The organism is Congzhengia sp. (assembly GCF_037235575.1).
In the GTDB taxonomy this organism is placed as follows: Bacteria; Bacillota; Clostridia; order UBA1381; family UBA9506; genus Congzhengia; species Congzhengia minquanensis.
Genome location: NZ_JAXUNN010000028.1, coordinates 16,291 through 29,822 on the forward strand (window position 1 = coordinate 16,291; position 13,532 = coordinate 29,822).

The 13,532-nt window shown below is 48.2% G+C and carries 16 protein-coding genes; all 16 read left to right on the forward strand.

From position 1 onward, the window contains the following. Window positions 1-20 precede the first annotated feature (20 nt). The 16 genes from hydG to WIG73_RS05575 all read left to right on the forward strand — a co-directional run bounded on the left by hydG (window position 21) and on the right by WIG73_RS05575 (window position 13,513). Window positions 21-1,439 carry a [FeFe] hydrogenase H-cluster radical SAM maturase HydG gene (gene hydG / locus WIG73_RS05500; RefSeq protein WP_337399617.1) on the forward strand — a complete coding sequence of 473 codons (1,419 nt, stop codon included), beginning with the start codon at window positions 21-23 and terminating at the stop codon, window positions 1,437-1,439. A gap of 11 nt (window positions 1,440-1,450) precedes the next feature. Further along, a complete protein-coding gene (gene hydF / locus WIG73_RS05505) occupies window positions 1,451-2,653 on the forward strand; it encodes a [FeFe] hydrogenase H-cluster maturation GTPase HydF (RefSeq protein WP_337399618.1) in 1,203 nt (400 codons plus the stop codon). A 46-nt stretch (window positions 2,654-2,699) separates the two neighbouring features. Continuing rightward, a complete protein-coding gene (gene rd, locus WIG73_RS05510; protein WP_177679534.1) occupies window positions 2,700-2,861 on the forward strand; it encodes a rubredoxin in 162 nt (53 codons plus the stop codon). Window positions 2,862-2,892: 31 nt separating this feature from the next. After that, entirely contained in the window at window positions 2,893-3,498 is a 606-nt protein-coding gene (locus tag WIG73_RS05515) for a flavin reductase (protein WP_337399619.1), read from the forward strand. 33 nt (window positions 3,499-3,531) lie between these two features. Beyond that, on the forward strand, window positions 3,532-4,737 hold the full coding sequence (locus WIG73_RS05520; RefSeq protein ID WP_337399620.1) for an MBL fold metallo-hydrolase: 1,206 nt from the start codon (window positions 3,532-3,534) through the stop codon (window positions 4,735-4,737). Window positions 4,738-4,864: 127 nt separating this feature from the next. Continuing rightward, window positions 4,865-5,164 carry a YerC/YecD family TrpR-related protein gene (locus WIG73_RS05525; protein ID WP_177679540.1) on the forward strand — a complete coding sequence of 100 codons (300 nt, stop codon included), beginning with the start codon at window positions 4,865-4,867 and terminating at the stop codon, window positions 5,162-5,164. Further along, window positions 5,145-6,266 (forward strand): ATP phosphoribosyltransferase regulatory subunit, encoded by a 1,122-nt coding sequence (locus WIG73_RS05530; protein ID WP_337399621.1) that lies wholly within the window; start codon window positions 5,145-5,147, stop codon window positions 6,264-6,266. Before WIG73_RS05525 ends, WIG73_RS05530 begins: the two co-directional genes overlap by 20 nt. Further along, the gene (gene hisG / locus WIG73_RS05535) at window positions 6,253-6,888 is read left to right on the forward strand and encodes an ATP phosphoribosyltransferase (protein WP_177679544.1); all 636 of its coding nucleotides are present in this window, start codon (window positions 6,253-6,255) and stop codon (window positions 6,886-6,888) included. The genes WIG73_RS05530 and hisG overlap by 14 nt, the downstream gene beginning before the upstream one ends. 6 nt (window positions 6,889-6,894) lie before the next feature. Then, on the forward strand, window positions 6,895-8,184 hold the full coding sequence (gene hisD, locus WIG73_RS05540) for a histidinol dehydrogenase (protein ID WP_337399622.1): 1,290 nt from the start codon (window positions 6,895-6,897) through the stop codon (window positions 8,182-8,184). Window positions 8,185-8,196: 12 nt separating this feature from the next. Further along, on the forward strand, window positions 8,197-9,273 hold the full coding sequence (gene hisC / locus WIG73_RS05545) for a histidinol-phosphate transaminase (protein ID WP_337399623.1): 1,077 nt from the start codon (window positions 8,197-8,199) through the stop codon (window positions 9,271-9,273). Continuing rightward, window positions 9,270-9,860 (forward strand): imidazoleglycerol-phosphate dehydratase HisB, encoded by a 591-nt coding sequence (hisB, locus tag WIG73_RS05550; protein ID WP_337399624.1) that lies wholly within the window; start codon window positions 9,270-9,272, stop codon window positions 9,858-9,860. Before hisC ends, hisB begins: the two co-directional genes overlap by 4 nt. Beyond that, window positions 9,861-10,505: an imidazole glycerol phosphate synthase subunit HisH gene (gene hisH / locus WIG73_RS05555; RefSeq protein WP_337399625.1), complete on the forward strand. Its 645-nt coding sequence runs from the start codon at window positions 9,861-9,863 to the stop codon at window positions 10,503-10,505. Continuing rightward, window positions 10,502-11,257, forward strand: a complete 756-nt coding sequence (gene hisA / locus WIG73_RS05560) for a 1-(5-phosphoribosyl)-5-[(5-phosphoribosylamino)methylideneamino]imidazole-4-carboxamide isomerase (RefSeq protein WP_337399627.1) — start codon at window positions 10,502-10,504, stop codon at window positions 11,255-11,257. The genes hisH and hisA overlap by 4 nt, the downstream gene beginning before the upstream one ends. After that, window positions 11,254-12,012, forward strand: coding sequence for an imidazole glycerol phosphate synthase subunit HisF (hisF, locus tag WIG73_RS05565; RefSeq protein ID WP_337399628.1), 759 nt, complete (start codon window positions 11,254-11,256; stop codon window positions 12,010-12,012). Before hisA ends, hisF begins: the two co-directional genes overlap by 4 nt. A 23-nt stretch (window positions 12,013-12,035) precedes the next feature. Then, a complete protein-coding gene (hisIE, locus tag WIG73_RS05570; protein WP_337399694.1) occupies window positions 12,036-12,683 on the forward strand; it encodes a bifunctional phosphoribosyl-AMP cyclohydrolase/phosphoribosyl-ATP diphosphatase HisIE in 648 nt (215 codons plus the stop codon). Next, entirely contained in the window at window positions 12,680-13,513 is an 834-nt protein-coding gene (locus WIG73_RS05575) for a histidinol-phosphatase (RefSeq protein ID WP_337399629.1), read from the forward strand. The genes hisIE and WIG73_RS05575 overlap by 4 nt, the downstream gene beginning before the upstream one ends. Window positions 13,514-13,532 lie beyond the last annotated feature (19 nt).

A 13,532-nucleotide genomic window follows, 5' to 3' on the forward strand; every position in this document is an offset into this window, starting at 1 on the left:
AAGAAAGGATGTTTTTTATCATGTATAACCCAAAATCGTTAAAGGCGGAGGAGTTCATCGACCACAACGAGGTAGAGGACACTTTAAACTACGCCGAACAAAACAAAAACAATGTAAAATTGATTGATGAAATTATTGAAAAAGCAAAGCTGCGCAAGGGCCTTTCCCACCGGGAGGCGTCTGTGCTCATGGCCTGTGACCTTCCGGAAAAGATTGCGGAGTGCTACGACTTGGCAGAGCAGATTAAAAAAGATTTTTATGGGAACCGAATTGTAATGTTTGCGCCCCTTTACCTTTCTAATTATTGTGTAAATGGGTGTGTGTATTGTCCCTATCACATGAAAAACAAACACATTGCCCGCAAAAAGCTGACACAGGAGGAAATCGTCCGCGAGGTGACGGCCCTGCAGGACATGGGGCACAAGCGCCTGGCGATTGAAGCGGGGGAACACCCGGAAATCAACCCAATCGAGTATATTTTAGAAAGCATCAACACCATTTATTCCATCAAGCATAAAAACGGCGCAATCCGGCGGGTGAACGTGAATATCGCGGCCACCACCGTGGAAAACTACAGAAAGCTAAAAGACGCGGGAATTGGAACGTATATTTTGTTTCAGGAAACCTACCACAAGGAAAGCTACTTGAAGCTTCACCCCACAGGCCCCAAGCACGACTATGCCTACCACACCGAGGCAATGGACAGGGCCATGGAAGGCGGTATTGACGATGTTGGCCTGGGCGTTTTGTTTGGATTAGAGCTTTATAAATATGAATTTGCAGCGCTTTTGATGCATGCAGAGCATTTAGAGGCAGTTCACGGCGTTGGACCCCATACCATCAGCGTTCCCAGGATAAAACGGGCGGACGACATCGACCCGGACATGTTCGACAACGGCATTGACGACGAAACGTTTGCAAAAATTTGTGCCCTGATCCGCATTTCTGTTCCCTACACGGGCATGATAATTTCCACCAGGGAGAGCAAGGCCGTGCGCGAAAAGGTGATTCGCCTGGGCGTTTCCCAAATCAGCGGCGCTTCCAAAACCTCTGTGGGCGGATACAGCGAGCCGGAACCGGAGGAGGAAAACTCCGCCCAGTTCGACGTAAGCGACCAAAGAACGTTAGACGAGGTTGTGAAATGGCTGATGGAGCTGGGCTATATTCCGTCGTTCTGCACAGCCTGCTACCGCGAGGGCAGAACGGGAGACCGGTTTATGAGCCTTTGTAAATCCGGCCAGATCGCAAACTGCTGCCACCCCAACGCGCTGATGACGCTGAAAGAATTTTTAATGGACTATGCATCAACCGAAACCCGAAAAATTGGCGAAGCGCTGATAGCGGCTGAGGTAAACAATATACCGAAAGAAAAGGTGCGGGAAATTTGCCGCGACCATTTAGAAAAAATTGAACACGGAATCCGTGATTTCAGGTTTTAGGAGGGAGCGCTGTGGGACTGAATAACACCCCCTCCGGCGAGCGGGTTCACATTGGCTTTTTCGGCCGCAGGAACGCAGGCAAATCCAGCGTGGTGAATGCAGTGACGGGGCAGGAGCTGTCCGTGGTTTCAGACACCTTGGGCACCACAACAGACCCAGTTTATAAATCCATGGAGTTGCTTCCCATGGGGCCGGTGATGATAATTGATACCCCGGGGTTTGACGACAGCGGCGATTTAGGCGCCCTGCGTGTGAAAAAGACAAAGCAGGTGCTGAACAAGTGCGACGCGGCAGTGCTGGTAATTGACGGCACAATAGGACGATCCAGCTGCGACAGCCAGTTGCTTGCCATTTTTAAAGAAAAAAATATTCCTTATGTGATTGCATATAATAAACAAGATCTTGCAAAAAAACAAGACCTTGCGGAGAATGAGGTAAGCGTCAGCGCAAAAACAGGCGAAGGAATTTTTGAGCTGAAAGAAACAATTGCCCGTCTGATTAAAACAGATGCAGACGCAAAACGGATTGTGGGCGACCTGATTTCCCCGGGGGACACTGTGGTTTTGGTAACGCCAATCGACTCTGCCGCCCCCAAGGGCAGACTGATTTTGCCTCAGCAGCAAACCCTTCGCGACATTTTAGACGCAGACGCTGCAGCGGCAGTGGTCAAGGAAACACAGCTAAAAGAAACGCTGGAAAATTTAAAAACACCGCCGTCTTTAGTGATTACTGACAGCCAGGCCTTTGGTTTTGTGTCAAAAATTGTGCCGCAGAATATTCCTCTTACATCTTTTTCGATTTTAATGGCAAGATATAAAGGATACCTAAAAGGTGCGGTACATGGCGTGGCAGCCATAGAAAGCTTAAAGGACGGCGATACAGTTTTAATTGCAGAGGGCTGCACCCACCACCGCCAGTGCGACGACATTGGCACGGTGAAAATCCCGGGGTGGCTGAAGTCCTACACAGGCAAAGAACTTACGATAAAAACCGTTTCGGGAACAGAATTTCCGGAGGATTTATCCGGGACATCCCTCATCATTCATTGCGGCGGATGCATGCTCAATGAGCGGGAGGTGCGCTTTCGCATGAAGTGCGCAGAAGACGCCGGCATCCCCATGACCAACTACGGCGTGGTGATTGCCTACATGAAAGGAATTCTGACCCGCAGCTTAGAAATTTTGCCGGACATTGCAAAGGTTTTAACCAAATAACCAAAGCTTATTTTAAATTTATTAATTATAACAGGAGGTTTTTCTAATGGAAAAATTTGTATGCGACGTATGCGGTTATGTTTACGACCCGGAGGCTGGCGACCCGGACAACGGAATTGCGCCGGGAACATCATTTGAAAACTTGCCGGAGGATTGGGTTTGTCCTCTTTGCGGCGTAGGCAAAGACCAGTTTTCAAAAGCGGAGTAACACAATTACCAACATCGAAAGGGGGACGCAAATGGACAACAGTGCATTTTTTAAAATCGGATATGGCCTGTATGTGCTCACAGCGGCAGAAAACGGCAAGGACAACGGCTGCATTGTGAACACCGTCATTCAGGCGACGAACACGCCGAACCGGCTGGCGCTTGCTGTAAACAAGCAAAACTACACCTGTGAAATGATTTCACATACAAAGCAATTCAACATTTCTGTGCTCTGTGAGGGAACAGACTTTAACATGTTCAAACGGTTTGGGTTTCAAAGTGGGAAAGACACGAATAAATTTGAGGGCTTCAACGACGTGAAACGAAGTGAAAACGGCGTTTATTATGTCACGAAGACCACCAATGCATATTTCAGCGGAAACGTTACCAACGAGATTGACATGGGAACACATCTGCTTTTCACTGCAGATGTTTTAGAGGCCGAAGTGCTTTCAGAAAGGGAAACGGTAACCTATACCTATTACCAAGACCACATAAAACCAAAACCGGAAGAGAAAAAGGCGGCAAAGGGCTGGCGGTGTAAAATCTGCGGCTATGTCTATGAGGGCGAGGACCTGCCTGAGGACTTTGTTTGCCCCATTTGCAAGCACCCTGCATCAGATTTTGAAAGAATTTAACCCATCTGCGCCCATGCAACTGCGTTACTTTGCATGGGCGCTATCGTGATAACAGTCAGGAGGATTCATACAGTGACAAACAGACAAATAACCGATTCTATTTTTTATGCAGGAGTAAACGACAAAACTCTTGATTTGTTTGAAAGCCAATATGTCGTGCCAAACGGCGTGACATATAATTCATACGTGATATTAGACGACAAGTGCGCCATTATGGACACGGCGGACAAGCGTGCGTCAACGGAATGGAAACAAAACATAACAGAAATACTTGGCGGCAGGAAGCCGGATTACTTAGTGGTTCTGCACTTAGAGCCGGACCATTCTGCAAACATTCAAAACATATGCGAGCATTACCCGGACATGAAGCTCATACTCAGCGCAAAGGCTAAGGCCATGCTGCCGCAGTTTTTTGATGAGGATTTAACAGACCGTTGCATTGCTGTAAGCGAGGGAGACGAGCTCTCCTTAGGCCGCCACACCTTAAAATTTATTATGGCTCCAATGGTGCACTGGCCTGAGGTCATGGTTGCCTATGAAGCAAGCGAGAAGGTGCTTTTCTCAGCCGACGCATTCGGCAAATTCGGCACGCTGGACACCCAGGAAGACTGGACGTGCGAAGCCCGGCGGTATTATTTTAATATTGTGGGGAAATATGGCGCTCAGGTTCAAACATTGTTAAAAAAGGCAAAAACACTGGAAATTGAAACAATTTGCCCCCTTCACGGCCCTGTTTTAACGGAGGACTTAGAATATTACATCGGAAAATATGACCTGTGGAGCCGTTACGAACCGGAGGACGACGGCGTTTTCATTGCCTGCGCGTCGATTCACGGAAACACCATGAACGCCTGCAGAAAGCTTTCCGAAATTTTAACGGAAAAAGGCGCAAAAAAGGTTGTGGTAACAGATTTAGCCCGGGACGACATGGCCGAGGCCGTTGAAGATGCATTCCGCTACGACAAAATTGTGTTTGCGGCAGCAAGCTACGACGCCGGCGTATTTCCCTGCATGGAGGAGTTTCTTCACCACTTAAAGGCAAAAAACTTCCAAAACAGAAAAGCCGCCATTGTGGAAAACGGCTCATGGGCGCCGTCGGCAGGCAAAGTAATGCGCACCATGCTGGAGGGCATGAAAAACATTTCAATTTGCGATAACGCGGTGACAATGAAAACCACCATGAAAGAAAACACCGTAAACGAAATGGAACAACTGGCAGAGGAACTGCTGGCAAAATAATCTATATTTATTTGGCGGAAACAAATTTGTTTCCGCCTTTTTTGTTAAATTTATGAAAACCGGGTTGACTTTAGCGATTAACTGTGCTATCATATTAGTGTGCTAAAGTGATAAAGGAGGCGGAAAAATGGAAAAGTTTCAGACAAAACTGACGGATAATTTGTTTCACGCAGTGTTAAGCCTTAAATCTGTGGAGGAATGTTATAAATTTTTTGAAGATGTCTGTACGATTAAAGAAATTCAGGAAATTGCCCAGCGGCTGGAGGTCGCACGGCTTTTAAAAGAGGGAAGGGCCTATAACGACGTGGCAAAGGAAACAGGAGCCAGCACGGCTACCATCAGCCGCGTGAACAAGTGCATTTCCTACGGCAGCGGCGGATATACAATTGTATTGGAGAGATTAAGCAATGAAGCAGACAGCAAATAGTGCAAAAAGCGGCCCGGCAGCCTTGCAGGGGCTAAAAGAGCTTTACCGCGAATTTGGCTATACCCAGTTTAAAATGAGCAAGTTTGAAGAGTATGACACCTATGTGCAGATTAAAGACTTTTTAATCAGCGACAAAGTCATCACGTTTACCGATACCAACGGAAAACTGCTGGCAATGAAGCCGGACGTTACGGTGTCTATCATAAAAAATTCAGACGACGCACAAACCTTTGTGCAAAAGGTTTATTATAACGAAAACGTGTACCGCGTATCCGGCGGCGCCCACGCGTTTAAAGAAATTATGCAGGCGGGACTGGAGTGCATTGGCAGCATTGATATCTATAATATTTGCGAGGTCATTATGCTTGCGGTGAAAAGCCTGGAATTTATCAGCCCGAACTTTGTGCTGGACATTTCCCACATGGGGTTTGTATCGGGCTTTTTGTCTGCGGCGGGCTTTACCGCGGAAGAAACAGCGGCAGCTTTAAACGCGGTGAGCGAAAAGAACGTGCCGGAGCTTGTCAATGTCTGCGAGAGAAAGGGCCTTTCAAAGGAACTGACAGAAAAAATTACCGGACTTGTTTCAGTTTATGGGCCGGTGAAAGACGTGATAAAAAAACTGGACCAGCTTTGCATCAATGACGAAATGAAAGCGGCGGTGGATACACTTTCTGCCGTTTGCGACGCGCTGACGGAATGTGGGCTGGACGATAACGTGCAGCTGGATTTTTCCGTGGTGAACGACATGAACTACTATAACGGCATTGTGTTCCGCGGATATATAGAAGGAATTCCGGCAGGGGTTTTAAGCGGCGGACAATATGACAAGCTGATGCACAAAATGGGAAAACATGCCGAAGCCATTGGATTTGCCGTGTATTTAGACCAATTAGAACGCCTGGCGGGAGGCGAAGACGGGTTCGATGCAGACGTTCTGTTAACGTATGACGACACCTGCACCCCTGCGGCGGTGCTGAAAAAAGCCCGGGAAATTACGAAAGCAGGCGAAACCGTTTTGGTGCAGAAAAACGCACCTGACAAAATCCGGTGCAGGAAGAAAATCGTATTAAAAAAAGGGGGCGCTCAGGTTGAAAACGGTTAACATCGCCCTGCCCAAAGGCAGGCTGGGGGAAAAGGTTTTAAACATGTTAGACCAGGCAGGCTTTTCGTGCCCCGAAACAAAGGAAAACGACCGGCGCCTGATTTTTGAAAGCGAACAGGCCGGCATTCGATATTTTTGGGTGAAGCCCTCCGACGTGGCTATTTATGTTGAGCGCGGTGCGGCGGATATCGGCATAGCGGGAAAAGACATTTTGCTGGAATATAAACCCGATGTATATGAACTTCTGGATTTGAACATCGGCGTTTGCCGCATGGCTGTGGCGGCAAAAAAGGGTTTTCGCGACCACACAGACAGAACCCTTCGCGTGGCAACAAAATTTCCCAACATCGCAAGGGAATTTTATGAGAAAAAGGGACGCGACATTGACATTATCAAACTCAACGGCTCCATTGAACTGGCGCCGATTTTAGACCTTTCCGACGTAATTGTGGACATTGTTGAAACGGGAACGACGTTAAAAGAAAACGATTTAGAGCCCACAGAAACGGTGGTGCCGGTTTCCGCAAGGCTGGTTTGCAACAAGGCGAGCTTTAAGTTTAAAAACAGTCAGATAAAAAAGGTTATGAACGCGTTAAAGGTTCAGTGTGAGGAAACGAGGTAAAAAATAATGATACAGATTTTAAATTATGATAAAATTCGCTGTGACAAAATTACCCGCGACGAAATTTTTGCGCAGGCAGAAGAACAGACGAACGTGGCAGATGTGGTTTCGGAAATTATCAAAACCGTAAGGGAAGAGGGCGACAGCGCACTTTTTGCCTACTGCGAAAAGTTCGACAAAGCCGTTTTAGACAGCCTTGAGGTGCCGCAAAGCGAAATAGATGAAGCCTTTGCGCAAATGGACGAAACCTTTATCAAGGTGCTTTCCGAAGCGAAGGAAAACATCACACAGTTCCACTCCCGCCAGGTGCGCAGCAGCTTTATTATCAACGAAACAGACGGCGTGGTAACGGGCCAGAAGGTAATTCCAATCGAAAAGGTCGGGCTTTATGTGCCCGGCGGCACGGCGGCCTATCCCTCGTCGGTGCTGATGAACGCAATTCCGGCAAAAATCGCCGGAGTAAAAGAAATTGTTATGGTCACGCCGCCCACCGGCGGAAGCGTGAATCCCGCCATTTTAGCGGCGGCAAAAATTGCCGGGGTAGACCGCATTTTTAGAATCGGCGGCGCCCAGGCCGTGGCGGCGCTTGCCTACGGAACGGAGTCTGTTCCGAAGGTGGATAAAATCGTCGGTCCCGGCAACGCCTATGTTGCCGAGGCAAAACGCCAGGTGTTCGGCAGGGTGGCAATTGATATGATTGCCGGTCCCAGCGAGATTTTAGTTGTCGCGGATGAAAAAAGCAATCCAAAATATGTGGCGGCAGACCTTTTATCCCAGGCGGAGCACGACAAAAACGCCAGCGCCGTGCTGATTTGCACGAGTCAAGAATTGGCTGTTGCTGTGCAGCAGGAAATTGAAATTCAGCTGTCTTCGCTTCCGAGGGAGGAAATCGCCCGGGCGTCTATTGAAAGCAATGGGAAAATTATTGTGACAGGCTCCATTACAGATGCAATTTCCGTAGCCAACGAAATTGCTCCGGAGCACCTGGAGCTGTGCATGGATAACCCCTTTGATTATTTAGATAAAATTAAAAACGCAGGCTCTATTTTTATGGGCCGGTTTTGCCCCGAAGCGCTGGGGGACTATTTTGCAGGCCCCAACCACACCCTGCCCACCAGCGGCACGGCACGGTTTTCAAGCCCGCTTTCGGTGGACGATTTTGTGAAAAAATCTCAATATACCTATTATACGGATGAAGCGTTTTCTAAAATTGCCGACAAGGTGGCATATTTTGCAGAAAAAGAGGGGCTTTCGGCTCATGCAAGAAGCGCAACCGTGAGAAAAAGCAAGCGTTAAGGGGGCGTTTTGATGAGCAGATTTTTAAATGCGTGCTATCGGGGGCTTGAGGCCTATGTTCCCGGCGAACAGCCTACCGATATGGCGTATATTAAATTAAACACCAACGAGTCGCCTTATCCCCCATCAGATGCGGTAATTGCGGCAGTAACGAAAGAGGAAACGGAAAAACTGCGGCTTTATCCCGACCCGGAGTGCGGCGCGCTGCGTGATGCGCTGGCCGAAAGCTTTCACACAAGCAGGGAAAACATATTTGTTTCCAACGGGTCGGACGATATTTTAAACTTTGCGTTCATGGCCTTTGCAGGTTTGGGTGGAAAAGCGGTTTTTCCCAGCATTACATATGGTTTTTACAAGGTTTTTTCCCAGCTCCACGGCATAGACTATGAAACGATTTCGTTAAATAAAGATTTTACCATCAGTCCGGAGGACTATTATCATAAAAACGCCCTTGTGGTAATTGCAAACCCCAATGCGCCGACGGGGCTGATATTATCCACAGAGCAGGTAGAAGCAATTGTAAAAAACAACCCCGGCAGCGTGGTCTTAATTGACGAGGCATACATTGATTTTGGCGGAACATCCTGCGCGCCGCTGATGAGCAAGTATGACAATTTGCTGGTGGTTCAGACCTTTTCAAAATCCCGCAGCTTAGCCGGGGCACGGCTGGGCTTTGCCGTGGGGAACAAGGATTTAATTGCGGATTTAGAAAAAATAAAATATTCTACCAATCCCTACAGCATTAACCGTCTGTCGCTCTTGGCAGGTGCCGCGGCGGTAAATTCCCCGGCATATTACAAAGAAAAATGCGGCGAAATTGTAAAAGTAAGGGAATTTGCCAAAGCAGAGTTAAAAAAACAAGGCTTTTTCGTAACCGATTCCTTTGCAAACTTTTTGTTTGTGAAAAAAGAGGGCGTAAGCGGAGAATATATTTACAGAAAGCTGCGGGAAAAGGGCATTTTGGTGCGCCATTTTAATACGCCGGAAATCGCGGATTTTAACCGGATTACCGTGGGAACAAAAGAACAGATGAATGCGCTGATTGAAGCTTTAAAAACAATAGAAAAAGAAAGTCAGGTGGAACCATGAGAACAGCAAAAATCGAACGAACGACCGCGGAAACGGACATTTCGCTTTCGCTGAATTTAGACGGAACGGGAAAATGTGAAATTCAGTCCGGCTGCGGATTTTTAGACCACTGTTTAACGCTGTTTGCAAAACACAGCGGATTTGATGTAACGCTTGCCTGCAAGGGAGACACTTATGTTGACTTTCACCACACGGTGGAAGACGTGGGCATCTGCCTGGGAGAGGCGTTTTCTGCGGCCATTGGCGACATGCGCGGCATTTGCCGTTACGGCCACATGCTGCTGCCCATGGACGAGGCGCTGATTTTGTGCGCAGCGGACGTATCCGGCCGGGGCGTTCTGTGCTTTGACTTAGATATTCCCGCAAGCAAGGTGGGAGACTTCGACACAGAGCTGACAGAGGAATTTTTCCTGGGCTTTATCCGAAAATCCAACATTACGCTGCACGTAAAGCAGCTTAGCGGAAAAAATTCTCACCACATCATTGAAGGCAGTTTTAAAGCCTTTGCCCGTGCCCTTCGCATGGCCGTGGCAATAGACGAAAAAAACAGAGATGAAATTCCGTCCACCAAAGGGGTTTTGATTTAGATGATTGCAATTATTGATTACGGCGTTGGGAATTTGTTTTCGCTGAAAAGCTCGTTGGATTCGCAAAAGATTGATTCGGTTGTGACAGGCGACAAAGCAGTTATCAAGCAATGCGAAAAAATTATTCTGCCCGGCGTGGGTGCGTTTGCCGACGCGGCGGAGAGCTTAAAGCAATGCGGGCTTGACAAGGTTTTAATAGAAGAAGCACAAAAAGGAAAACCCATTTTGGGAATTTGTTTGGGCATGCAGCTTTTGTTTGACAAAAGCTATGAATATGGCGAGCATGAAGGCTTAGGGCTGATTTCGGGAACTGTGCGCCCCATTGCCGACGTAATTCCAAAGGGGCTTAAAATTCCCCACATTGGCTGGAACGCCCTGCATTTTCCGAAACACAAAGAAAAAAGTCTGCTCTTCCGTTATGTGAATGAGGGCGAGTTTGTTTATTTCGTCCACTCTTATTACTGCGCCGACTGCGAACAAAGCGTAATTGCCGCGGCGGAATACGGCGCGCCTTTAACTGCGGCGGCGGCGGACAAAAACGTGTTTGGCTGCCAGTTCCACCCAGAAAAAAGCGGGGATGTGGGCATGAAAATTTTAAGGGCGTTTCACGAGCTTGGCGCACCGGGAAAGGAGAGGCACAAATGATTATTCTTCCGGCGATTGATTTATTTGAAGGCGCCGCCGTGCGGCTTCTGCGCGGGGACTACAACAAAATGACGGTTTATGAAAAACAGCCGGAAACGGTTGCCCAAAGGTTTGAGGCCGAGGGGGCGACCCATATTCACATTGTGGATTTAGAGGGCGCAAAAACAGGCGGCACACCGAACTTAGAAACTGTGAAGCGGATTGTAAATTCCACGTCGCTGTCGGCGGAAATCGGCGGCGGAATTCGGAATTTTTCTGTCATTGAGCAATATTTAAACGCCGGGGTAGACCGGGTGATTTTAGGCACTGCGGCGGTAACGGAGGAAGGCTTTGTAGAAACCGCCGTTCAGAACTTCGGCGATAAAATTGTTGTTGGCGCAGACATAAAAGACGGGTTTGTGGCGATTCGCGGCTGGACGGAAAACTCCAAATTCACCTGCGGGAGCTTCTGTGAAAAAATGCAGAACGCCGGAGTAAAAACCTTAATCTGCACCGATGTTTCCAAAGACGGGGCCATGCAGGGCACAAATTTGGCGCTTTACAAAGCGTTAACGGAAAAGTATCAAATGAACATTATTGCCTCCGGCGGCGTTTCCAGCTTAGAAGATATTAAGAATTTAACGAAAACCGGCGTTTACGGAGCCATTATCGGCAAGGCCTATTACACCGGAGCTGTTTCCATCCGCGAGGCCGTGGCGCTGGCCGCGTCTGCTGCAAACAGAGGAGCAGATCAGAAAGGCGGTGCGCTATGATTACAAAACGCATTATTCCCTGCCTGGACGTAAAAGACGGCAGGGTGGTGAAGGGCGTAAATTTTCAGGGCCTGTCCGACGTGTCTTCCCCGGTGGAGCTGGGCAAACATTACAGCGACAGCGGGGCCGATGAGCTGGTGTTTTATGACATCACCGCGTCGGTTGAGGGCAGGGCTTTATTTACCGACATTTTAAAGCAGGTTGCCTCCACCATTTTCATTCCTCTCACCGTAGGGGGCGGAATCAATACCCTGGCGGATTTCGACCGCGTGCTAAAATGCGGGGCCGACAAGGTCAGCGTTAACTCGGGTGCAATTAAAAACCCGTCGCTCATTGAGGAGGCGGCCAAGCGGTACGGCGACCAGTGCGTGGTTTTAAGCGTGGACATAAAGCGTGTAGACGGCGTGTTTCGCGTGTTTCAAAACGGCGGGCGGAAAAACACCGGTTTAGACGCCCTTGACTGGATTCGGCATGGCGTGGACATGGGCGCAGGGGAAATCGTGGTCAATTCCATTGATACCGACGGCGTGAAAAAGGGATTTGACATCCCCATGCTAAAAGCCGTGTTAGACATTGTAAACGTTCCGGTAATCGCTTCCGGCGGTGCCGGCGGAATTGGCGATTTTGTGCAGCTTTTTCAAAAGCTTCCCGAAATCGACGCGGGGCTTGCGGCTTCTATTTTCCACTTCGGGGAGGTTACAATTCCAAAGCTGAAGGAAACCCTGCGGGATAACGGAATTGCCGTAAGGCTGTAAAATAAAAGGAGGATTTTGTGTTGATTCAGATTGACGAATTAAAGTTTGACGAAAAGGGGTTAATTCCGGCAGTCGTGGTGGACGCGGAAACAAACAAGGTTTTAACCCTGGCATATATGAACAAGGAGAGCTTAAAAATTTCAATGGAAAAGGGGCTCGCCTGTTTTTGGAGCCGTTCGCGGAAAGAATTGTGGCTGAAAGGGGAAACCTCAGGAAATTACCAGCACATTGTCTCCATCACGGCGGACTGCGACCGCGACGCGCTGACCGTTTTGGTGAAGAAAGACGGCCCGGCTTGCCATATGGGAACAGACTCCTGTTTTAACGATTTGGTGTATGAGGGTGAAATTCCGCCGGCATTTTCGCTGGAAGGATTAATGCAGCTGATTGCAGGCCGCAAAACAGACAAAAAAGAAGGCTCCTACACCACCTATCTGTTTGAAAAGGGAATTGATAAAATTCTGAAAAAGGTGGGAGAGGAGTGCACAGAGGTTATCATTGCCGGCAAGGCAAATGACAAAAAGGAAACAGTTTATGAAATTGCAGACCTTTGTTACCACGTTATGGTCTTAATGATTGAAATGGGAATCAGCTTAGAAGACATTCACACTGAGCTGGCCTCCCGCCATGTGATTGACAAAAAGGTGAAGCAGGAGAAAATGACGAAATGATGGTAACATCTAATTTTCATACACACACAACATACTGCGACGGAAAAAGCACGGCAGAAGAAACGGTTCTGGCCGCAATTGAGAAGGGCATGACGGCGTTGGGCTTTTCTGGCCACGCCTATACGCCCTTTGACGCAAGCTATTGCATGAGTTTGGAGGACACAGCAAAGTATCGGGCGGAAATCAACCGCTTAAAACAAAAATATGCCGGGCAGATTGACATTTACTGCGGTTTGGAAATGGACTATTTTTCGGAAGCCGATACGAACGGGTTCGACTTTTTAATTGGTTCGGTGCACTATGTGAAGAAAAACGGAGCATTTCTTTCTGTGGACGGTTGTGCATTTCAAGAAAACGTGCACTGCGGTTATCACGGCGAATATTACGCTTTTGCAGAGGATTATTTCGCCCTGGTTTCCCGTGTGGCGGAAAAAACGAAGGCGGACATTATCGGCCACTTTGATTTAATCACCAAATTTAACGAGGGGGAAAAACTGTTTTCAGAAAGCAATCCCCGTTACGAAAAGGCGTGGGATGCGGCGCTTCGCGCGCTGATTCCATCTGGCAAACCCTTTGAAATCAACACCGGGGCCATGCAGCGGGGATACCGCAGCGCGCCCTACCCAGCAGTGCCGATTTTGAAAAAAATTCAGGAATATGGCGGAAAAATTATAATTTCAAGCGATTGCCACCAGGCGGACGCGGTGGACTTTGCATTTGACACGGCCATAGAGTTTGCGAAAAAAAGCGGATTTCAATCGGCCTATACGTTGGCGGGTGCACCCAAAGCGCCCCTTTCGCTTTCTGAATTTTCGTTGGCACGGTTATAAAAAACAAACAGCCCGGCAA

What these genes read in the sequence shown, in the direction of transcription:
- hisD (WP_337399622.1), top strand. Translation starts at nt 6,895, where the DNA reads ATGATACAGATTTTAAATTATGATAAAATTCGCTGTGACAAAATTACC.
- hisF (WP_337399628.1), top strand. Translation starts at nt 11,254, where the DNA reads ATGATTACAAAACGCATTATTCCCTGCCTGGACGTAAAAGACGGCAGG.
- hisA (WP_337399627.1), top strand. Translation starts at nt 10,502, where the DNA reads ATGATTATTCTTCCGGCGATTGATTTATTTGAAGGCGCCGCCGTGCGG.
- hisC (WP_337399623.1), top strand. Translation starts at nt 8,197, where the DNA reads ATGAGCAGATTTTTAAATGCGTGCTATCGGGGGCTTGAGGCCTATGTT.
- hydG (WP_337399617.1), top strand. Translation starts at nt 21, where the DNA reads ATGTATAACCCAAAATCGTTAAAGGCGGAGGAGTTCATCGACCACAAC.
- WIG73_RS05530 (WP_337399621.1), top strand. Translation starts at nt 5,145, where the DNA reads ATGAAGCAGACAGCAAATAGTGCAAAAAGCGGCCCGGCAGCCTTGCAG.
- WIG73_RS05515 (WP_337399619.1), top strand. Translation starts at nt 2,893, where the DNA reads ATGGACAACAGTGCATTTTTTAAAATCGGATATGGCCTGTATGTGCTC.
- hisB (WP_337399624.1), top strand. Translation starts at nt 9,270, where the DNA reads ATGAGAACAGCAAAAATCGAACGAACGACCGCGGAAACGGACATTTCG.
- WIG73_RS05525 (WP_177679540.1), top strand. Translation starts at nt 4,865, where the DNA reads ATGGAAAAGTTTCAGACAAAACTGACGGATAATTTGTTTCACGCAGTG.
- rd (WP_177679534.1), top strand. Translation starts at nt 2,700, where the DNA reads ATGGAAAAATTTGTATGCGACGTATGCGGTTATGTTTACGACCCGGAG.
- WIG73_RS05520 (WP_337399620.1), top strand. Translation starts at nt 3,532, where the DNA reads ATGGGCGCTATCGTGATAACAGTCAGGAGGATTCATACAGTGACAAAC.
- WIG73_RS05575 (WP_337399629.1), top strand. Translation starts at nt 12,680, where the DNA reads ATGATGGTAACATCTAATTTTCATACACACACAACATACTGCGACGGA.
- hisH (WP_337399625.1), top strand. Translation starts at nt 9,861, where the DNA reads ATGATTGCAATTATTGATTACGGCGTTGGGAATTTGTTTTCGCTGAAA.